The organism is Streptomyces sp. NPDC048185 (assembly GCF_043202495.1).
Classification (GTDB): domain Bacteria; phylum Actinomycetota; class Actinomycetes; order Streptomycetales; family Streptomycetaceae; genus Streptomyces.
The window spans coordinates 1154848-1175834 of sequence record NZ_JBIDAN010000001.1 but is presented as its reverse complement, the minus strand read 5'-3'; the positions used below and the strand labels follow the sequence as shown (position 1 = coordinate 1175834).

Below are 20987 nucleotides of genomic sequence, written 5' to 3'. Positions count from 1 at the left end.
GCCGGGTGTCAGCCCCCGATGAGAGGCGCGAAGAATCCCAGAGAGGGTTCCTCCGGCGTGCCCACCAGCAGTGCGCGGTCCAGCAGGATGTTGTTGTGCTCGCAGCTCGTCTCCGGGAGCATCACGCAGGCGTGGCAGGCGGCGAGATTCGTCCCGGTCGAACCGCCCACCTCGGCCTCCATGCAGAGAGGGTCGGAGGAGCACCACTCGGCCCGTCGGATCGCCGAACGCACCGTGCGGTCGAGAACGTCCGGTTCGCCTTGAGCGACGAGTCCGCCGAGGCTGCCCGCCGAGTCGCTCGTCGCCGTGTAGACGAGTACTCCGGCCATGTCGTCCGCGGAGTACAGGCGCTCGCGCAAGGAGGCGGACGGGTAGCCCGCCTCCAGGCTCCACTCGTTGACGAGGACGTGGGCCAAGGTGTGCAACAGCACCATGCGAGGCGTCGCCGGGGACGACACGGCCTGGCTCGGGTCGTCGGCCCGCTGCTCGAGAACCCGCTGGTGAGCGGTACGCATGCGCTCGACCCGGGCCGCCACGGCCGGCGCCTTCTCCCAGGCCTCCAAGCGGCTCTCGTCCAGGCGCAGGAAGACCCCTTCGCCCTGGACCTCCATGGCCGGCAGCCAGCGCAGGGGCTTCCCGGCTAGCGGCATCTCCTTCGCATCGGTCGTCGACTCGGCGTCGACGAGGCGGGTGAACGCCTTCAGGGCCCGCACCTCGCGGAGCTTCTTCACCAGCATCGGGCCGGTGATCCCGAGCGGCTGGAGCACGCTCGGATCACCGAGCGGCGTCTCGCAGACGAACTGCTCGTCACGGGACTGCTCGCTCTCGTCGTTGCCCGAGCGCAGGCGTTCGTACTCCTTGTTACGGAGGGCGTGGTAACGGTGATCGAAGGTGGGCGTCTTGTCGTCCTCCGGGTCCTCCTCGCGTTCCGCTTCGAGCAGGGCCATGACCTCGTCCAGCGGGACCGGGCACTTGCCCTGGAACGCGCCTTGGAGGTAGATCCGGATGTGCTCGCGATCGTCGAACTGGCGCAGTGCGGCCCAGTGTTCCGCGAGCGGATCCGCACGGCCGCTGCTCCACGGGGGGATGGAGAGCGCCGACTTCAGCACCGGCTGCCACACCGACGAGGAGCCGCGCTGCAGGGTGCGCAAGGGGAGCCCGCACCCCTCCGGGGCCGTGGCGGAGGCGCCGAGCCACGGGCGGGCGCCTTGGCAGGTGAGGCGAAGGTCCTTCAACGCGTTCCTGCGGAAGGAACCCTCCATCGATACCTCGGGCACCTGATTGCAGGTGCAGGAGATGACGATGGAGCGGAGCGAGGAGGTGCGTCCGGTCGTGCGCATCCTGAGCTTGCCGCCGCACTTCCCGAACCGCGGGGAATCACGGTCGGGCGAGCGGTGCACCCACTGCCAGTAGGGGAACTCGTCGAGGTGCCCGGCCTCGCAGGCGACGACGAAACGGGAGGGGACGAGGTCCACCTCGCACGTGCCGCAGACGCTTCGTCCGGCCGGTGGGGAGAAGTCGCGGTGCGGCTGCAGGTCGTTGCACTCGGGACACGAGTGCATCAAGGGGAAGCGGCGGACCCGAAGGCCGTCCTTGCTGGTGTCGTCGGAAGCCGGCGGCAGCCGGAAGTAGTCGACGTCGAGCAGCCGGGCCAGTCGCCGCTCATGGACGACGGGCGACTCGTCCCTGCGCCAGCTGTGGTCGGCCTCGTCCAGGCCCGAGACGACGAAGGACTCGTGGTCGACGGCGATGAGCGACCCGACGCCGTACGTGCTGATCGCCTGGGTCCGGCGGACCGTGCCGCGACGGGGGAGGTTGTGGGCAGGGGTGGCGCCGTTCGCCGCGGTCCGGCGGCAACGGTTGGGGGGCGGGGTCATCGGTTTCCCTCCATGAACAGGGCGGACTCGGCATCGACGTCGCGCAGGCTCCACAAGGTGGGCCACGCCTCGCGGTCCTCGGACTCGTCGTCGTACGACTTCAGGATCGAAGGGGCACGGTTGCCCCGCTTCGGCTCGAAGAGCAACCCGCTGTGAATGTCGGCCTCCCGACACCACCAGTCGACGAACTTGTCGAAGCCCTGTTCCACTGCCTCGGCCTCCGAGGGAGTGACCGCGTGGACGCGGTCGAGGAGCAGAGACCTGATGCGGCCCTTGAGGACGTGCTCGTAGGACTCGACCTGTCCGGCGCCCTCGTTCGGGCGGGCGGCCGGGATCAGGATGCGGGCCAGAGCGACGATCACCGCGTGCAGTCCCCGTTCACGCGCGCGGGCGGAGAACGGGGTCACGGAGGTGGACTCGACCTCGCGGTAGAGGGCCGAGTGGTAGTGCTGGAAGTTCTCGTAGTGCGAACGGTCCCGCGCACGAGCCGAGTTGAGCATGACCGCGACCAGGCCGGGGTGGGCACGACCGACGCGGCTCGTGGCCTGGATGTACTCGGCCGTCGTCTGCGGCTGGCCCATCACGGCCATCAGTCCAAGCCGGTCCACGTCCACGCCGACCGCGATCATGTTGGTGGCGAGCAGGACGTCCACGGTGTCCTCGTCCGGGAGCCTCTTCTCGATGCCCTTGAGGCGCGTGGGGATCTCGCTGGCGTCGATCCGGCTGGTCAGCTCCGAGTAGTTGGACACCGAGCGCACGTCCACGCCCTCGCGTTCGGCGAGCAGCTCCAGATACGCCACCACGTCGTCGTGGACCTGGAGCTCGGCTGCGGAGAGCAGCCGCAGGCTGTTGAAGTAGCCGATGAGGCTCCAGTACGCGTCGCGCACCTTGTCGTCGGTGTCCGCGTGCATGGCCCGGTGCAGCAACGTGGCGTACGTGCGGATCAACAGAGTGGACTGACTGGTGCCGGGAGCCAGGAGGCCGACGTAGCGGCGGCTCGCCTTCTCCTCGCGCGGGGTCTCCACGGCGAACCACGAATCACGGGAGTCCAGGCCGGCGGGCGGGAACTGCCGCACCTCGCGGGCGAAGAGGTGGCGGCCCTGGTCGGCGGCGCGGCGGATGGTCGCCGTGGAGGCGATCACCTTGGGCCGGTCGGCCAGCGCGTCGACGGCGGTCTCGTAGAGGCCGGTGAGGGTGCCCAGGGGGCCGGAGATCAGGTGGAGTTCGTCCTGGACGATCAGCTCCGGGGGAGGTGTGCCGTCGGTCGGGTCGTCCAGGTTGAACAGCGCAGAGGTCGCCGGACGCCACGGCATGGACGCGAACTTGTCGACGGTGGCGATCACCAGTGTCGGACGCGCGTCGTACACCGCCTCGTCGATCAGGTGGACGGGAAGGCCGCCGGTGAAGTCGCAGTCCGCGCCGGGGCAGCGGACGTACATCCGCTTGGCGTCCTCGTCGACCTCGTAGTTCCGGGCGTCGAGCCGGGTTCCGCACCAGGGGCAGGCGTGCAACTGGACGGGGTTCTCGGTGGCGAGTCGCTTGTCGAGGTCGGCGCGCAGCTCGTCGAGCTTGGCGGCGGCTTCGGCCAGCATGTTGGGGGTGGCCGAGCGTCCCACCCACATGCCGACGGAGAACGGCTCGTCGCCCAGCTCGGGCGTGTGGCGCCTCATGTGTTCCATGGCGCAGAGCAGGATCGCCGCACGTTCGAACTGCTGCAGGGTGAGCAGCCGCAGCGTGTAGCGCATGAGGACGGTGACACCGCCACCGTTCGCGCCCTTGCGGATGCGGCGCAGGAAGGACGTCAGGGCGATCAGACCGAGGTAGGCCTCGGTCTTGCCTCCACCGGTCGGGAACCAGAGCAGGTCGGAGATCTTTCGATCGTCGTGCTTCGGGTCGTCGATGCCGGCCATGCAGAGCAGCAGGAAGGCGATCTGGAAGGGACGCCAGCGGCCGGCGGCCGGATCGGGGCTGCCGACGCGTCCGCCCTTCACCCAGGCGCTGCGGGCGCGCTGGTCGGCCATGGCACGGTTGGCGAGTCGGAACGCCCGCATCAGGTCGGGCTTGGTCCTCAGCAGCTCGATGCCCTCGCGAATCCGGCCGAGCGCCTCGCGACAGGCGTCCACCTGGTCCCGCGCGGGCTGTTCGTGAGGGCCGCCCGCCAGGGCGTCGGCTTCGGCCGATTTACGGGCGATCCAGTCCTCGTATCCCGTCGCGAGTGCCTCCAGGGCGGTCAGCACCTCGGTGTCGGGCTTCTCGGCCAGCCCCAGCATCGACAACGACGAGCTGTCGATCTCCGGATTGGAGTCGGTCAGCAGCACCTCCACGCTGGGTACGAACTCGCTGCGTACCTCGGGCACGGCGGCCGGGATGCTGTCGGTCACGCCGATCGGCGACGGAACCCAGTCCCAGGCGGCGGCGCAGCCGTGACCGATGGCGAAGGTCGGGGCATGGCGGTGCAGCAGCCGACTGGTGGCGATCTCCGGGTCGTGTGCGGCGTCCGGTGCGGGACGCTCGACGAAGGCGCTGGAGCCGTCGGCGGCCCAGACCACCAGGCCGCACTGGAACAGGGCGAAGGCGTCCTGAAGGTCCCGCTCACCGACCTTCTGCCTGTTGATCAGCGTGACCGTGACGGTGACCGTGCCGCTGATCGGATCGGCTCGGCGGACGATGACATGCAGGGCGACCTTGTCGGGCACGAGGTCGATCAGCTCGCCCGGGGTGGGGGCGGTCACGGTGATGGTCTTCTCGGGAAGTTCGAGTTCCTTGCGCCGCCACCGTTCCCGCTGCTCCGCGACGGTCCGGGCCTCGGCGCGGCGGGCCGGGACCGGGTTGCCGTCCGCGTCGGTGGGTTCGTAGACCGCCGCGCGCGTCGAGACCACGATCGTGTCGCTCACGGCCGGATCTACCGCGAAGGTCAGACCCATCGAGGACGGGCGCTTGTCGCCCGAGACACCGGCTTCCTGCGCGGCACCGGACTCCTCGGCGTCCTCTCGGGCGAGAACGGGCGCGGCGTCCAGGCCGTCCTGCTCGGCGGCGTTCTCGACCCTTCGCTCCCGCGAGGCACGCGGATACAGTACGCCGGTCAGGTAACGGTCGATCGGCGCGTCGTGAGGGAGTACCTCGGCCCGGTCCTCCGGGGCGGACTCCTCGGTGGGACCGAAGAGTTCCCTGCGCAGTCCCACGAGAAGTTCCTCGTCCCGCACCCGGTAGTGCTCGGAGTGCCGACCTGCCACGTGCGTCATGCGCCCTGCTCCTCTTCGTTGTCAGACCGTCGGAACCTGCCGATGCCGGTGATCCGCGGCGCGATCCACACGCCTCGGTCGCCCAGGCCGGCGTTGGCGCCGGCCGCGACGCTGCCCGTCACCGTCTCCAAGGTGTCGATCCGCAGGCCGTGGATCTCGTCGGGCCACCACGGGTCCCAGGTCCGGTTCACCTTCTGCACCCGGAACAGTTCCTGCCGGAACCACTCCGACGCCTCGCCTATCTCCCGCCCCTGGTGCAGCAGGGCGTACGGCGGGCTCTGGGCATCACCCGCCGGCAGATCGTGGAGCTTGCGCAGCAGCACCTCCTGGCCGGGGCCGACCTCGTGCAGGAGGTAGGCCTGGGTCGCCACGGCGTCGGTCGCGTGACCGGGAGGGTTGTTCCGGCAGACATCACCGGCCTCGGCCACCACGCCGAGTCTCTCCCATGACCGCCAGCCGCCGACGAACCGCCGACCGTTCTTGCGGTTCCCCGCCCTCTTGATGATCGGCAGCTCGGGGGAGAAGACGTGGTAGAGGTCCTGCCGGACGCGGGTCATCGCCACGTACAGGGCGCGGGCCTCCGCAGGGAGGTCCGCCTCGGTGCCGTACTGCTTGTGGAGTTCGGCGACGGTCGGCGGTGTCAGGACGATGACCCGGTCGAACTCCAGCCCCTTCGCCCGGTGCACGGTGGAGACGACGATCCGCGCGGTCTCCGGGTCGGCCGCCTCGTCGGGGAAGCGGCCGTCGGCGACCAGGCGGCGCAGCCGATCCAGATCGAGCGCGGTGCGCCCGGGCGAGCGGGTCGCGCGTCGCAGCACCGTCCACAGGGCGCCCACGTTCGGTTCGTGGGGCAGCGGTATCTCTTCCAGCAGGGCACGGAACCGCTCCTCGGACAGGCCGGTCGCCTCGGTACGGCGCAGCAGCTCGGCCACCCAGTAGGGCACCGGTCGCTCCTCGAGGCGGCGGCGCAGCCGGTGCCCGATGCCGTGTTCGTGGAGCAGCCGGGAGACGACCAGGGCCTGCCGGTTGTCGCGGGTGAGGACGGCACAGGTGTCGTCGAGGTCCCGCAGACCCTGCAACGTGTACTCGTCGGCGAGGTCGCCCAGAGAGTTCACTGGGTCCAGGAGGAGGTCGCGCAGCTCCTCGTAGAGCGTGGCGGCCTCGTCCGCGTCCCGGACCTGCTGGAGCCGGGGGCCGTGCGCCAACGCGACGCGCGCCTCCGGGGTGACGGCCCGGAAGTTCTCGGTGAGACGCAGCTCCACCAGGTCGTCGGGGTACGAGCGGCGCAGCCACTCGAAGAACCGGCCGGTCTCCGCGTTGCGTTCCGCCGGGTCCTCGATCTGGAAGCCGTACACGGACTGGGCTGCGTCACCGACCACCGTGAAACCGCAGCTGTCCTGGTAGCGGTCGAGGAGGGACTCCACCAGTTCCCGACGATCGCCCAGCAGGTCCTGCACTTCGTCGATCACCACATGGGACGGAGGGACGGAGTCGCCGGATTCCAGCGCGCCGTCCTCGACGGCCTCCGCCGCGGCCCTGATCCGCTCGTCGAAGGAGGTCGTGGCCCAGTCCCGGTCCGGGTACGCCTGGACGAGCACCCCGTACGCCCAGGCGTCGAAGGTCTGGGCGCGCACCCGCCGGGCCCGGTCGCCTTGCCGGGTGATGCGCTCACGCAGCTCCCGGGCGGCCGCTCGCGAGAACGTGAGCACGAGGATGTCGGTGGCCTCCAGGGCCTCCTCGGGGTCCTCGTGCCCGCACAACGCGTCGAGCCGACGTACCAGCGTGTGCGTCTTTCCGGCGCCGGCCCCGGCGGTGACCAGGACCCGGGCGTCCCAGGGCTGTTCGACGACGGCCTGCTGCTCGGCGGTGAGCGGCGGGCTGTCGAGGTAGACGTCGGTCACGGACGGCTCCAGAGGTGCTCGAACTGGGTGAAGGCCAGCGCGGTGTCGAAGTTGGCGATGTTGTCGTCGACGTTGAGGATCAGGCAGGTGTCCTTGCCGCCGTTCCTGGGACCGCGCAGGCCGCGGCCGATCATCTGCTGGTACACGTTGGTGCTGTAGACCGGCCGTGCCACCACCACGACCCGCGTCGCGGGAGCGTCGAACCCCTGGGTCAGCACACCGTAGTTGGTGAGCACACGGATGCGGCCGTTCCTGAAGTTCTCGATCCGCGTACGACGGTCCTGCGTACTGGTCGTCGAGTCCACGGCGGCGGACGGGATGTCTCGGTCGTTGAGCATGGCGGCCAGGTACTTGGCGTGGTCGACGGAGGTGGCGAAGAGCAGCGTCGGCCAGTCCGACGGCAGGTCGGCCACCGAGTCCACGATGCGCAGACTGCGCTCGTGGTCGTCGGCGAGCCGCTGCTCGGCGGCACGGGACAGCATCGCCATGCGTTCGGCGTGCGTCTTCTCGTCCTGGCTCAGTTCGATCCGACCACCCGTGAGCGTGCGGTGCTCGACCTGGGCGAGCATGCCCCACTCCTGCAGGTCCCGGTACGGGTCGCCGGACGGGAACACGCCTTCGTCGAGTCGCCGGTTGCCGAAGCGGGTGATCAGCCGGCGGGTCTCGTCCTCGTTGGTGTTGCGGAACGGGGTGGCGGTCAGGCCGAGCAGATGCCGATGGGTCTCGTACTGGGTCAGGCCCATCAGGCCGAGGATCTCCGTGTACCTCTTGGAGATGGCGGTGTGCGCCTCGTCCACGATCACGAGCGCGGGCTCACGCAGCCACGCGTACTGGTCGGTGCCCAGGCATCGATCCAGTTTCGCGTCCGTGGCGACCACCAGGTGGGGGTGGTCGACGACGTTGCCGACCTCGTTGCTGCTCCACAGCCGGCTGATGGTCAGCGGTCGCTCGGCACCGACCTTGCCCCACACGAACTTCCAGCTCTGTACAGCCTGTTCGCACAGCTCCTCGGTCTGCGCGATCCACAGCAAGGGGCCCTTGAGGTCGCCGATCCGCTTCACCCAGCGGATCACGGCCTCGGCGGTGACCCGTGTCTTGCCGGCGCCCGTGGGCAGGGACAGCATGCCGCGCTGCGGGGCGAGCCGATCGAGCAGGGTGGAGATGTTCCGGACCAGATCCTCCTGGTAGTCGTGGAGCCTGGGGAAGTCCCGGGGCCCCTCGATCGTCTCGGAGGAAGGCGGCGAGGGAGTCCTGGAACCGGCGAACGTCACGGGCAGGCGCAGGTCGGATACGAACGCGATGGCGGCCGACGAACCCCCGTATCCCACCGGGGCGTTGGGGAAGCGCGCCTGGATGTCCCGGGCGTGCTGCTGGAGAACCCCGTCGCCGTGCGCGTTGAACGCCATCTGCGCGATGCGGCGCCCGGACGGCTCCACGCCGCCGGTCGCCTGCAGCTCGGCGTCCATCAACCCTTCGGGCAGGCCGGCCCTGAGCGCGTCGGCGCCGATCAGCAGCTCCAGTTTGGTCACGACGTCGTCGGCGTCGCGCACGGCCTTGTGGGCCGCCTTCAGGGCACTGTCCTTGGCCATGCGGTCCTGGTGCTCCAGCACCGCGCGGCAGCCGGCCGAGCCCAGGCCGAGGCCGAGCTCGCGGTCGATCAGCCGCAGCATGGGCTCGGGCTCCCGCGGCACGCGGATCTTGACCGTGCCGTCCTGACGCACGGCGTCCAGGGGAGAGGCATGCGTGCCGTTGGGCGTACGCGTGACCTCCTCCAGCTCGGTGCAGCGCTGCACCATGCTGTTCCGGTTGCCGGTGCTCAGGCGCTGCCGCAGGGCGGGGAACAGCTCGACGAGGGGAACGGGGTCGCCCTCGGGCACCTCGCGGGTCTCCCGGCTGATCACATCGGCGTAGCGGAGCATGCCCCACTTCTCGACCATCAGCTCGGCGTCCTCGGCGGTCGGCACGAGCAGGGCGGGGAGCTGCTCGGCACGCAGGGCCCGGTACTCGGCGGTGCCGACGGCGAGGGTGATCTCGTCATCAGGGCGGGTGCCCCAGGTGTCACCGATCCGGCAGCGGGTGAGGGAGTCCTCGGGGAAGTCCGCCCCGAACCGGGTCAGCATCACGTAGGTGGCGCCGACGAAGGAGTCGTCCTCGCTGCGGGACACCTCGTCGAGGAGCGCGTCCCAACGGTCGGCGGGGACCTCGTCGACGGTGATCGGCAGCCGCAGCTTGCGGGCCTTCTCGGGGGAGATGTCGGCGACCGGCAGCACGTCGCGGTAGGCGGCGAGCTGGGGGCCGACGGCCTCCGTCAACGGCATGAGCCCCTGGGATGTGGCGACCCTGCCGTACTTGCGCAGCATCCAGCGGATCGGGGACATCACCGCCTGCCGAGTGCTGGTCTGGGCGCCGAACTGACGTGTCCAGTTGTCCACCACGGCGTCGTCGGGCAGCGCCTTGAGGAAGGCGGCGCGGGATTCCTCGGACAGATCGCGGAAGAGATGGAGAGGGCCACCGATCGCGGCGCCCTCGACCTTCATCCGGTCCAGCTTCGGGCGCGGGGCGCCGCTGTCCAGGTTGCGCAGGGAGGCCGCGTGCACGGTGGCGCGGTACTCCTCGAACCAAGCCTCGCTCGCCTGCGGCTGCACGCCACCGGTCGGCCGCTCCCGCAGACCGATCAGGGAGAAGAAGGACGCGTCGTCGGAGTGGAACTCCATGTCGACGGCGACGCTCGGATCGCGCTCGGCGTCGACCACGACACCAGGAAGCATGCAGTCCCCGACCGGCCGGAAGTGCTTGTCGGCCGTCCGTACCCGGAGCGTCGTGCGCGGATCGGGCACGCGCTCCAGGACCTTGTGGGCCGACCGACGGATGCCGGCCTGGCGGAACAGCTCCCAGAAGCGCTCCCAGTCGGACTCCCCGTAGTGGTCGAAGCCCTGGTCGAGGACGCTGGCGAACCGACCCTCGACGTCGGCCTCCCGGATGCTGAGGACGTTCAGCGCGTGCGCCAGCGACGGGTCCTGGGCGAGCTCGTCCACGACGTAGACCGTGGACTCGCGCAGTCCGTCCTGGTGCTCGGCCCGACGGAACACCTTGCCGTGGACCGGGGCGACCAGCCCGTGCTCCTCGGTCAGCACGACGCGTGCCTTGCGTGCCTCGTCAGCGGAGGGGGAGCGCTTCTCGACCATGTCGGCCAGGATGCGGACGGCCACCGCCGACGCCTCGGCGGTGCCGTTCGCGACGAGGGCCTCCAGCCAGTCGCGGACCCCGGCCCGCTCGTGTCCGGCTGCGGTGAGGATGTGCTCGACCTTGCCCGAGCGCAGGGCGTCGGCTTCCACGCTCGGGTGCAGCCAGTCCGAAGGCCGTCCAGGGCACTCGTGCCACATCCGCAGCCACCGCTTGAGCTGCTTCACGTCCCTGTCCAGTCGCGGGTGGATGCGCAGTTGCGTGGGGACGCGCAGGATGCCGTCCTGGTCGGGCAGTGAGGGACACGTGGCGACACAGGCCCAGATCTCCCGGGTCAGGAACTCGTCGGCCCAGCTGATCGCTTCCTTGACACGGCCGGGCAGTAGGGGAAGGTAAGCGGCCGGGTCCTCGGCCGGGGCCAGCCCGGGGAGGGAGTCGACGACCAGCTTCGCCGACACTCTGATCATCTCCTGGTTGAACGGGGATGAGTCGAGCAGGTTCTGCCGGTCCTCGTTGGTCTTCCACGCCCCGTTGAGGATGCCGCTCAGCGACATCTCGTACTTGGTGGGGAAGAAGGACCAGAACTTGCCGCGACCACGAGAGCGAGGGCTGATGTACAGGCCGCTCTCGGCGTCCCGTTCCAGCGCGGGGACGGCCCAGGACAGGTCGAGCGCGACCCGGTCGTGCAACTCTCCGGCGTCCGCGCGAGCCGCGGGGCCCGGTTCGTGCGTGGTGGTGAACACGCGCCACCGCTCCGTGGAGAGGGCCTTCCCGGTGCGCTCCTCGGTCACGGTGTGCAGATCGCCGGACTGCTGGGCGGTCAGCGTACGGCGCGCCATGGGCCTGGGGCGGTGGTCCTCCAGCACGACCTTGGCGACGTGCGGCGAGAAGAGTTGGAACCCGACCGGGAACTCCTCGCGGGGCTCACCGTGGTCCTTGCCACGGTTGCCGTGCATGTCCTTGCCCAGCCGGTCGTCGGCCTTCGGGAGCAGCGGGAGCCGGACGACCGTGGTCGCCCAGGTCAACAGCTTGTCCAGCACCGGGTCGGAGGCACGCTCGGCCTGCATGTCGAGCGGGCGGGCTATCCGCAGCACGGGGGCGTCGAACTCCGGGCCGTAGCGTCCGGTCACACCGGGCACGGCCTTGATCTGCTCGTAGGACCAGGCGCGGTCGAATCCGAAACACCCGGTACGGCTGAAGAATTCCGGCGCGTCGGTCACCACGAGGACCGACTTCACTCCGACCCCGAAACGGCCGATCTGTCCACCGCGCTTTTTCGACATGCTCATTCGAAGGATGGTCTCGGCCCCTTCCGGGGTGACCGGACTTCCTTCGTTGGCGCAGTACAGGCGCTTCTCCGTGAGGACCACGTGGACCCGTCCGCCGGGTTCGTTCGCGATTTCGTCGGCGGCGTTCTGGACGAGTTCGAAAAGCTGACGGTCTCCGTATCCGCCCTGCGTGATACGACGCTCACCATTGGCGTGTTCGGCGACGAGGCCGGGGTCCACGGCATACGTCTGCAGAACACGGGAGGACTGTTCGAGGACGGTTTCGATCACCGCTGAGGACGAGGACGGCACGGTTGCGGCGCTCCTGATGTCGAAGGATGGGTGAAAGTCTGGGTGACGGGCCGGCTCGCCGACTGGGTGCGAGCCGGCCCGTGATTCATCGCGCACCGATGGTCGGATCGTCTCTCCGATGGGAAAGTGCGCAGGTCATGCGGGTCGGGTGCGCGAAGTCAGGCGGCAGGAGGGCTCTCGTCCAGCGCTACCGGAATCGTTTCGGGCAAGTCTGGAAATCCCGCGAGGAAAGCACCCTCGGACAGATCATGAGGGTTCGGGAAGTCCGCGACTTCAGCCGTGCTCACCGCCCGTTGAATACCCAGCTCAAGCGCGCTGCGCTCCCGCTGGGAGAGCAGTAACGGAAAACAGTCGTCCTCGTTCATCAAGTCCCCACCCCTGTCGATTGATCTCCTGGAATTCGCACAGGGGTGTAATCGGGTAACGCCCCATGAAGCGAATGGTTCCTGCTGCGGGATTCACTCCCGCCGATCACGGTAGCGGCTGGTTCCCCCCGGCCGCCAGAACTTTCCAAAAACGTTCCCTCATGCGTTCGTTGAGTCGTTCATCGAGTACATGAGGACACACCGGTGGCCAGATCGATCGGCCCCCGGATAAAGCGGTTCGCGAGCGAGTCGGCTTTTCCGACACGATGAACGTAGCGAGGTTTTGAGGTGTAGGCAAGCCCCAACTTCTGCTCGTTCGAAAGGAGTTGGGGACCTCCGCTTGTGCGGATCGGGCAAGAGTGGGCGAAGAGTGCTGAACGGATGTTTCGGGCAGGCTGATCGAACAGGTCGTGCCCTCGCTCGGTTAACTATTGGTTGACATGATCGCGATCGTCAACTTAGCCTCTTCCTACGACCCGAGGAAGAGCAGGTGGCGTGTGGAGACAGGTGAGGAGTTCGGGCCGTGGCTGGCCCGGCAGCTCAAGCTCGCAGGGAAGACGCAGGCCGAACTGGCCAAGGAGCTCGGGTTGACCCGAGCCGCCGTCTCCGCGTGGATCGCCGGGCGGTCGACCCCGCGTCCGACCGTCATGACGGACATCGCCAATGCGCTCGGTACAGACGTCGGCACGGTGCACACCCGCACCACCGACACCCAAGCCGGCCTCCCGGTCACCTGGTACCACCGCCCCGGTTATCCCGACGGCGGCCGTGACCTGGGCAATGCTGCCGCCTTCGCCTTCGACGCCGACGTCCAGGTCCTCGCGCGCGAGACGTGTCAGAACAGCCTCGACGAGCGCCTCGTGGAGAACGGCCGTCCGGTGCAGGTCCGCTACACCCTGCACGAGCTGACGGGTGAGCACTTGGACGCCTTCCGCGAGGCAATTCTCTGGAACGATCTCTTCCCGCACTATTCAGCCGTCTCGGAGCTGGCCGGTAACCAGAAGGTCGGCCGAGTCGTCGACGCCGGTGTACGCGACATGTACGAGAAGGGCCGCCTGGTCCTTCTGCGGGTGGATGACTACAACGCCTCCGGGCTCACCGGCGACGACTACGCGGACGGCAAGTTCGCCGCCGTCGTCCGACGCCAGCTCGAAAGCCTCAAGTCCGGCCCTGCCGCCGGTGGTTCGTACGGCCTGGGCAAGGCCACGCTGTGGGCGACCAGTGCTCTCGGCCTCGTGTTGATCAACTCCACTCTGTCCGTGCCGCACGAGGGGCGTACCGAGCGACGCGTGATCGGCCGTCTCGAACTGCCCTGGCGGGAGGTCAACGGAGTTCCGTGCGCTGGTCCCGCCTGGTTCGGGCGTCCTGACCCAGAATCGCTGCGCGGTGAAGTCACCCGTTCCTGGTGGGCGGACGAGGAGACCGTTGCCCGGCTCCATCTGAGCCGGGAGAGCGATGAACCCGGTACTTCCTTCCTGATCGTAGGCGCGCACGACGTGGCCAGCCTCGAAGGGGAGTCGTCGGACCAGGACGGCAGGCATCGCGACGAAGAAGGTCCCGAAGACACACGCGGCATCGAAAGGATGCACGGCCGCCTGGTCGAGGCTCTGGGCCGTGACTTCTGGGCCGCCATGGTCGGCGGAGGCGGCCGCCTCCCGTTGCTGGAGGCCTCGGTCCGCGCTCTGCGCAACGGCAAGGAAGTCGTGGCGGAGACGAAGGTGGACCCGTCCGTCGAGCAGCCCTCCCGCACCCGTGCCCTGCGGGCCCACTACGAGGGCACCACGGTGGGCCGGCTCACCGAGTCCGGTCAGGTGGCCTCGAAGAACGTGCCTCTGAAACTGCCCCTGGCTGGCGGTGCCAGGGGGGCTTCGCTCGGCACCCATCAAGCGGTCCTGCTGGTCACCGAGGCCGCGGGGGACCGGGACACCCCCGTGAACCAGGTGCACTCGCTGCGTGGGAACCGAATGACGGTGAGGAAGGCCACGGTCCCGAATCTGCCACTCGGTACCAACCCCTTCCAGGCCGTGGTCCTGGTCGGAGAGGCCGCCGGTGCGTCGGCCCCGTTCGCGAAGGAGGCCGAGGAGTTCCTGCGTGCGGCGGAACCGCCGGAGCACGACCGCTGGGGACAGACGGAGGAGCTGACCCTGCGCTGGTCCCCTTCCGCGTATCGACGGATCCAGAACATGACCACCGAGGTCAACAGCGCGGTCAGGGAACTCGTCGCCCGCCCGAAGCGCGGCAGAGGCGAAGGCGGTGAGGCCCTTCGCAAGGCGTTGACCGTCAAGAGCCGGCCCAAGGCCAAGGTGCCCTCCGGCCCGGTGGTGCCGGTGCTGGACGAGCTTGAGGCGACGATCGGTGATCAGGGGGAGTGGCTGATCACGGCCGAGGTGAAGATCCCGCGCGGTGACGAGATCGTCCCGATGGTGCCGGTCGCCCAGTTGGACGTCCGCTCTGGAGGACGCCCGCGCCTCGACTGGGCGGAACTCGTCGCCGTGGAGGGCTGCGAGGTGGAGAACGGGACCCTGCGCTTCCCGCCCGGCACACGCCGCGCGAAGTTCCGGGGAGCCACCGATGCCTCCAGCCACCCGGTGAAGACCACGCTCACCCGCCTCGTCGTCGAACTGCGCGCCGGCAAGGGGGAGTGACGCGTGAAGATCTACCCGTACAAGCGACTCAGCCGTCCGATCACGCTCAGGGTGACGTCGGTCTCCCTCAAGCTGTCCGACGGCACCCGTGATCCACTCGACACCAGCGCCTACTCGGTCCAGGAGCAGGCCGTCGCCCTCGGCGTCGCGGGCCACACGGACTGGGTGAGCGCCACGATCGGCGTCTCGGTCACGCTGCCGCCCGGTGCCGATGCTCCGGATGCGGCCTGGTCCGATCTGTGTGTCCTCGTCGTGTTGACCGACGGGGAGACCAACGTCCGCACCTCGACCGTCCTCACGCGGGACACGGAGGACAGCCGTGACTGGTCGGGCTCCCTGGAACTGCTCCGCGATGACCACCTGGGACGAGCCTCCCTCAGCGCGTACGCCGTCGGGACGGTCGATGGAGTACGCGGACGGTCGATCACCGAGGCCGACCGGAGCTGGGTCGTCGACACCGTCTCCGACGAGCCGGTCAGAGGTCTGCGACTGGACGTCCGGAGGGCGTCGTTCAGCAAGAGCTCCAGGGAATGGCTGCACGCCTACGCCGACGTTCCCTGGCTCGTGGACACCACGGCACGGGTCCCCACGGTGTACGTCAACACCGACGTCGACGGCATCATCGGGCTGTTGGACAGCAACGGCTCCGGCGTGGAGAGCAAGGTGCGTGACCTCCTCGTCGCCCAGATGGCCACGGACGTCTGGACGGCGGTGTTCCACGGCGCCATCGGCGGCCTGGAGGTGGAACCGGGCGGCGGCCCGGTCTTCCCGACCGACTGGCAGGGCGAGGTGCTGCGGGAGATGCTCCCGGACGTCGTCCCCGGAGTGCACGTCGAGGAGGCCTTGCGCCAGGTCCATCGCCGACGCACCGGCGAGTCGGGCTGGGGCGAGCTGCAGACACGCATCCATTACGCGGCGGCCCGGCGTGCCGATGCCGCCAAGGCGGTGGGCTACGTCATCCGTGGTCTGGAACGGACGAACAGGGAGAGCGAGTCGTGATCACCCAGCCCCACCACGTGCCGGAGCGTCTGGCTCGGCTTTCCGGCTCGGCCGTCGACACCTTCCTCACGGAGGGATTGCTCAGGGGGGAAGAGGTCCACAGCGGCCTCGACCTCGCCAAGGTCGTCGAGCCTCTCCCCGAGGACGACGCCAGGTGGTGGGTCGAGCCGATCCGCAGTCTGGTGGACGATGCGATGTTCGCCTTCGACAAGGACCGCACGAGGGCCGACGCCTGGCTCGCGCCACGGTTCCACGCCACGCTGCGGCTGACGCGGCGGGAAGCGGCGGACAGTCGGCTGTGGAACCACCTGGCGCTGGCTGTCGCCCCTGACTATGTCGTGTGGCGTCACCTGTCGGAGGCGTCTCGACGCGTGGCCGCAGAACGCTTCCGGGGCCCTGCGGACCGGCAGTGCTTCTCCCGGCTGTGGTGGGCAGCCGAACTCTTCCGGAACGGGCCGGACTACGGGCCGGTCGAGGTCGCCTGTGGCAATCAGGACCTCATTCACACCGTGCTCCGCAAGGACCTGATCGACCACCGTCCCACCGCTCAGGCGCTGGTCCGCCTCCTGAAGGACGGGAAGGTCACCACCGGGCGGGAGATCAACGGACTCAGTGTCGCCATCAACGCGGTCGGAGCGACCTTGATCTACGACATCCTCGCGCCCGACGGGCCCCGGGACCCCGCCCGTCTGCGGGACTGGATCGAGGAGGCGCAGACGGCCCCGCCGGTCTCGCGCCACGTCCTCCCTGAGGGACCCGACGAGGATCCCGCTCCGGAGAAGTCCGTGACAGCCCTCGCCGACTACTTCACCGAGCTGTTCGAGACCGCTCCGGTCAGGGGGCGGAAGAGCGAGGACTGATACGGCGGCGTCGAGCTACTCGGGACGCGGGCAGCGGGCGGTGCAGTCGTCCGCTGTTCCGCAGCCGTGGCTCCGCAGCTTGGCCCGCTGCTCCTCCGTGGCCGGCACCCACGGCTCGCGCATCGCCTTCGGGGTCGGTGCGGGAAGACCGAGCGCGGCGCTCAGCAGGTGTGCCCCGAACAGCGGGGGAACAGCGTTGCCCACCTGCTGGGCCTTGGCCGTGCCCGACCACGGGTAGTCCGGGGGGAAACTCTGCAGCATCCCCGCCTCGTTCATGCTGAACCTCGGACCCTCACAGACGACGTGGGGGTGGTGGTCGCCGACAGGTTCGAAAACCACGAAGCGCGAGATACGGCCGGTGACGGTGGTGGCGGGCTGTCGATCGGTCCGTACTCCGCGTCGCTTCGGATCTCCGGAACTGCCGTAGTTCGACCGGACCCAGAAGGGTGTCCTGCGCCCCGGATGCGTGCCGATCGGCTCGGCGAGGGCGTCGCCCATCGACATCCAGCGCTCCAGACCGTCGTCCTCCGTGGGGCCCTGTCCAGGCTCGGGGATCTCCATGTCGTAGAGAGTCGGCTGAGCCGTGGAGGCGGCGGTGTCGCTGTTCCTGCGGTTCCACCCCTTCGCCTCGTAGGCGCGGTGGGTCGGTGCGGGCAGCGAGGGCTTGCCGAGTCCCTCACGACGGGCGATCAGCACGGCGCGGGACCGGGTCTGCGGCACTCCGTAGGTCTCGGTGGCCAAGACGCCGACGACGACCTGGTACTTGGTGCCGTCAGGAAGACCGACCTTCTGCAGGGCCTCGGCGTAGCTCTCCCAGAGCGCCCTCACGGCGGGGACCTGCTCCAGGACGATGACGTCGTACGGTCGGCATCCCCGGTTCGGACTCCTGGTGGCCTGGATCGCGTACCGGAGGGGTTCGAGGACCAACGCGGTGCGCAGGTCGCTGAGCTTCTTCAGATCCTCGTCGATCTCCGTGTCGGAAACGCCCGCCATGAGCCGCTTGATGTAGCCCTTGACCTCTTCGAGCGCCTTACGGCCGGCGCCGTGGCCCGCCACCGAGTACGTCTGGCACGGCGGGCCGCCGGCGAGCACGTTGATCTCCGGCGGGAGCGACTCGAAGGAGTCCCTGCGGACAGCGCTCACATCGGCGTGGAGGGTGTCCAGGCCGGCCGCGTAGCGCGTCAGACACGCGCTCCTGTCCCACTCGATGCCCAGACTCGGGATGCCCAGCTTGTGGCCGGCGACGTCCAGCCCACCGGGTCCGGCGAAGAGGTCCAGGACAAAGGGCTTGTCGAGGACGGACTGGTGAGGCGGCGTGCTGGTCATGTGGCGGAATTCTAGCCGGCAGCGGAGGCCGCCGGCTCCGAGAGAAGCGCTTCGGCAACGGCCCGGCCCAGCGCCTGGCCGACGGGCGGCGGTGTCGCGTGCCCGACCTGGCGGTACCGGGCGGTCTTCAGCCCCCTGACCTCCCACGATTCGGGGAACCCCTGGAGCAGCGCCGCCTGCTCGACTGTGATTTTCACCATGTTGTCCCTGCCGAGCTGGGGGTCCCACACGAAGTTGGAGTCGGGAACCTCGTTACCGACCGTGTGGGCGTTGACGCCCATGGTGGCCCACTTTCGTTTGGCTCCGGTCGGCCCGAGGTCGGCGCCACCTCGGTTCTTCGAGCCGCCCACCAGTGTCGGGGCCGGTTGATCAGCCTGGGCGGCCCAGCGGGCGGCGTCCCGCCAACCGCGAGCTCCCATGGACGGCCCCAGGACGGCTCCGACCGTCTTCGGTTGCCGCACCGTAGGTGTCGGCGGCCGGAAGGCCTCGGCCCAACGCCGTTCGACGGCCACCAGGACGCCCTGCTTCCGATTCTGCGGCACCCCGAAGTCGACGGCGTTCACGACGAACCAACGGAACTCGTAACCCAGATGGGCGAGTTCGGCACGCGCGAAGTCGCGGAAGCGCTGATACCTGTCCGAGTGGGCGAGATCGGGAACGTTCTCGATGATCACCGCTCGCGGCCTGATGGCGTGGGCCAGGAGGACCGTGGCCTCCAACAGGCCTTCCTCCACCCCCGATTCGGCCCGCCGGGCGGTCGCACTCGACTTCACCCGCGGCAAGCCGGCCGAGAGGAGATCCACGTCGTGACTCACGGGGTGCTCGGCCGGGTCGAAGTCGAGCAGGTCGGTGCGGAGCACGTTCCAGTGCGGCCTGTTGGCCCGCAGGGTCGTGACGGCGTCATCGTCGTCGTCCAGGAGCAGACGCGGTTCGAATCCGGCTCGCTCCAGGCCGAGGGCGAGTCCCCCTGCCCCGGAGCACACGTCCACGAAGGTCAGTCCCCCCACGCCTCCCACTTTCCCGCCTGTTCCGCCAGGCGCCGCTTCACAACCGCTGTCACCTGAGCGGCCACCTCTACCGGATGCTCATGCTCCCAGAACCGCAGCACTGTCCACCCCAAAGCGGTCAGATGCTCAGTCGTCTCCCGGTCGCGCGCCATGTTCCGGTCCAATTTCCTGCGCCACCACTCAGCGTTGGACTTCGGATGTGTGGCGTGCTGGGGGCAGCCGTGCCAGAAGCACCCGTCGATCAGAACGGCCACCTTGGCACGGGTGAACGCCACGTCGATGCGCCGTCGCGCCATCCCCGGCACCGGGTACTCCACGCGATAGCGAAGTCCGGCTGCGTGCAGCAGACGTCGAACGGCGAGCTCGGCGCTCGTGTCCTTGCTGGCCTGGCGTGACATTCGTGCCGAGACGGCGGGGGAGGAGGGCCTCACAATGTCCAATGGTGTCGCGCCTCAGGAAGGTATGTCGTCTCAGTCGGTGGAGACCGCATCCTGCCGGCTCGCGCCGACCGCACGGAAGCAGACCGACGGGCGACCTCCAGCGGCAGGCCGGGAAACATGGTGGCGCTGGTCCGGCCATGCCGGACTGCGCGAACCGTCGCCGCTGCCTCTCAGCGGGCGACCAGTTCCTGCGGAAGCCCTGTCGATCCCTGATGCCGTCGGGTTCAATGGGGCCCGCGATCAGACCACGTCTGAAGGGGGCAGAGCGTGAGTGGAGCGCCGCCGGCGGGTGGGGTGCCGCCGATGCCGGGGGAGCCGCCGGCCCCGGGGCCGGGTGCACCGGTTCCGCCGTTACCCGCGCCGGGTCCGCCGCCCGGCCCGGCGCCGGATCCCACGCCCGGACCGGCACCGGACCCCACGCCCCCCTCGCCCCCGCCGCCTCCCGGCCGCAGGCTCGGGGACGTTGCCGCGCTGGTTTCGGCGCTCGCGGCCGTGGTCGGTCTGCTGCTCGGGTTCTTCGGATTGCCGACCGTCGTCGACTCGCCCACCGCGCAGTCGGCGGCGGCCACCGCCACGGTGACGGCGACCGCGACAGCGACCGTCACGGCCGCCGCGGAGCAGCCCGGCGCGGATGCCGACGCGTCGGCGGAGCCCTCGGCCGCGTTGCCGACGGGGGACGTGCCGTTGACCGACCTCACGCCGCTCAGCGGGATGTACACCAACTGGGAGCTCAAGCCCGTGGTCCTGGGCGGGCGGCGCTTCGACAACGCCCTGACCACCGAACCCGGCTGGTTCGAGAGCGTCGGCTGGAGCATCAACGAGCACTACAAGAGCCTCACCGTCACCGTCGGCCTGGACGACAACAGCGCGGCCTACCCGGTCACGGTGGCCTTCAAGGCCGGCGCGGACGGCGAGAAGACGCTCAAGACGGCGACCGCGCAGATCAACCGGCCCGTGCAGGTGACCGTGGATCTGACCGGCGTCGCCATCCTCCACATCGAGGCGGTCCAGAGCGACAACGAGTCCGCGACCCTCGCGCTCGGTGACGCGATGCTGCACAGTTCCTGAGGGCGGGGGCGGAGGGAGGGGATCAACCCCGCGTCCCCTCCGCCAGATACCCCGCCAGCCCGTCCAGCAGCATCCCGCTGCCCTGCTCCGCCATGTCCCGTTCCTCCGCCGTGTCGCAGGTCTGGCTGAGGACGATCTCCGTGCGGCCGGGGCCCCGTTCCGTGAGGTCCAGGGTCATCGTCACCTGGTCCGGGCGGCCGGGGACGTCCATGCCGAGGACCAGGCGGCGGGGCTCGGCCACCTCCACGTAGGAGCCGGTCAGCGGGAACGCGTTGCCGTCGGGGGTGAGCATCGTGGCCTTCCAGGCGCCGCCCGGGCGTACGTCCATCTCGACGGAGCCGGGGGCGGCGTGGGCCCACTGGGCGTACGGCTCGGGGGTGGTCCACGCCTGCCAGACCCGGGCGGCCGGGGCGTCCAGGGTGCGGGTCAGGGTGTAGGAGAAGCCGGTGGCCGCGGAGGTCTGCTCGGTGCTCATGTGATGACTCCCTTCTCGG

The 20987-nt window shown here is 69.5% G+C and carries 13 protein-coding genes; 4 read left to right on the top strand and 9 right to left on the bottom strand.

The features are described 5' to 3' along the window. Positions 1 to 8 precede the first annotated feature (8 nt). The 5 genes from ACGF3H_RS05160 to ACGF3H_RS05140 all read right to left on the bottom strand — a co-directional run bounded on the left by ACGF3H_RS05160 (position 9) and on the right by ACGF3H_RS05140 (position 12148). A complete protein-coding gene (locus ACGF3H_RS05160) occupies positions 9 to 1877 on the bottom strand; it encodes a DUF1998 domain-containing protein (RefSeq protein ID WP_362498956.1) in 1869 nt (622 codons plus the stop codon). Further along, complete coding sequence (locus ACGF3H_RS05155) at positions 1874 to 5119, bottom strand: helicase-related protein (RefSeq protein WP_362498954.1); 3246 nt, start codon at positions 5117 to 5119, stop codon at positions 1874 to 1876. The genes ACGF3H_RS05160 and ACGF3H_RS05155 overlap by 4 nt, the downstream gene beginning before the upstream one ends. After that, on the bottom strand, positions 5116 to 7020 hold the full coding sequence (locus ACGF3H_RS05150; protein ID WP_362498951.1) for a UvrD-helicase domain-containing protein: 1905 nt from the start codon (positions 7018 to 7020) through the stop codon (positions 5116 to 5118). The genes ACGF3H_RS05155 and ACGF3H_RS05150 overlap by 4 nt, the downstream gene beginning before the upstream one ends. Next, positions 7017 to 11783, bottom strand: a complete 4767-nt coding sequence (locus ACGF3H_RS05145; protein ID WP_393816454.1) for a DEAD/DEAH box helicase — start codon at positions 11781 to 11783, stop codon at positions 7017 to 7019. The genes ACGF3H_RS05150 and ACGF3H_RS05145 overlap by 4 nt, the downstream gene beginning before the upstream one ends. A 158-nt stretch (positions 11784 to 11941) precedes the next feature. After that, positions 11942 to 12148 carry a hypothetical protein gene (locus ACGF3H_RS05140; RefSeq protein ID WP_362498946.1) on the bottom strand — a complete coding sequence of 69 codons (207 nt, stop codon included), beginning with the start codon at positions 12146 to 12148 and terminating at the stop codon, positions 11942 to 11944. A 440-nt stretch (positions 12149 to 12588) separates the two neighbouring features. Here ACGF3H_RS05140 and ACGF3H_RS05135 point away from each other — a divergent pair, with 440 nt between their 5' ends. Genes ACGF3H_RS05135 through ACGF3H_RS05125 form a run of 3 tightly spaced genes read left to right on the top strand, consistent with a single transcriptional unit; the run spans position 12589 to position 16652 of the window. Further along, positions 12589 to 14793: a helix-turn-helix transcriptional regulator gene (locus ACGF3H_RS05135; protein WP_362498943.1), complete on the top strand. Its 2205-nt coding sequence runs from the start codon at positions 12589 to 12591 to the stop codon at positions 14791 to 14793. 3 nt (positions 14794 to 14796) lie between these two features. Continuing rightward, positions 14797 to 15792, top strand: coding sequence for a hypothetical protein (locus ACGF3H_RS05130; RefSeq protein ID WP_362498940.1), 996 nt, complete (start codon positions 14797 to 14799; stop codon positions 15790 to 15792). Continuing rightward, complete coding sequence (locus ACGF3H_RS05125; protein ID WP_362498937.1) at positions 15789 to 16652, top strand: DUF6339 family protein; 864 nt, start codon at positions 15789 to 15791, stop codon at positions 16650 to 16652. The genes ACGF3H_RS05130 and ACGF3H_RS05125 overlap by 4 nt, the downstream gene beginning before the upstream one ends. Before the next feature lie 15 nt (positions 16653 to 16667). Here ACGF3H_RS05125 and ACGF3H_RS05120 read toward each other — a convergent pair whose 3' ends face one another. The 3 genes from ACGF3H_RS05120 to ACGF3H_RS05110 are packed head-to-tail and all read right to left on the bottom strand — an operon-like array spanning position 16668 to position 19383. Continuing rightward, positions 16668 to 17978, bottom strand: coding sequence for a DNA cytosine methyltransferase (locus tag ACGF3H_RS05120; RefSeq protein WP_362498931.1), 1311 nt, complete (start codon positions 17976 to 17978; stop codon positions 16668 to 16670). Positions 17979 to 17989: 11 nt separating this feature from the next. Next, positions 17990 to 18985 carry a DNA cytosine methyltransferase gene (locus ACGF3H_RS05115; RefSeq protein ID WP_362498928.1) on the bottom strand — a complete coding sequence of 332 codons (996 nt, stop codon included), beginning with the start codon at positions 18983 to 18985 and terminating at the stop codon, positions 17990 to 17992. Then, complete coding sequence (locus tag ACGF3H_RS05110) at positions 18973 to 19383, bottom strand: very short patch repair endonuclease (protein ID WP_362498925.1); 411 nt, start codon at positions 19381 to 19383, stop codon at positions 18973 to 18975. The genes ACGF3H_RS05115 and ACGF3H_RS05110 overlap by 13 nt, the downstream gene beginning before the upstream one ends. A gap of 534 nt (positions 19384 to 19917) precedes the next feature. Between ACGF3H_RS05110 and ACGF3H_RS05105 the strand changes: the two genes are divergently transcribed. Further along, positions 19918 to 20493, top strand: coding sequence for an NPCBM/NEW2 domain-containing protein (locus ACGF3H_RS05105; RefSeq protein ID WP_362498922.1), 576 nt, complete (start codon positions 19918 to 19920; stop codon positions 20491 to 20493). A 22-nt stretch (positions 20494 to 20515) separates the two neighbouring features. Here the strand turns inward: ACGF3H_RS05105 and ACGF3H_RS05100 are convergent, their stop codons facing one another. Further along, positions 20516 to 20968: an SRPBCC domain-containing protein gene (locus ACGF3H_RS05100; protein ID WP_362498919.1), complete on the bottom strand. Its 453-nt coding sequence runs from the start codon at positions 20966 to 20968 to the stop codon at positions 20516 to 20518. Between the last annotated feature and the right edge of the window lie 19 nt (positions 20969 to 20987).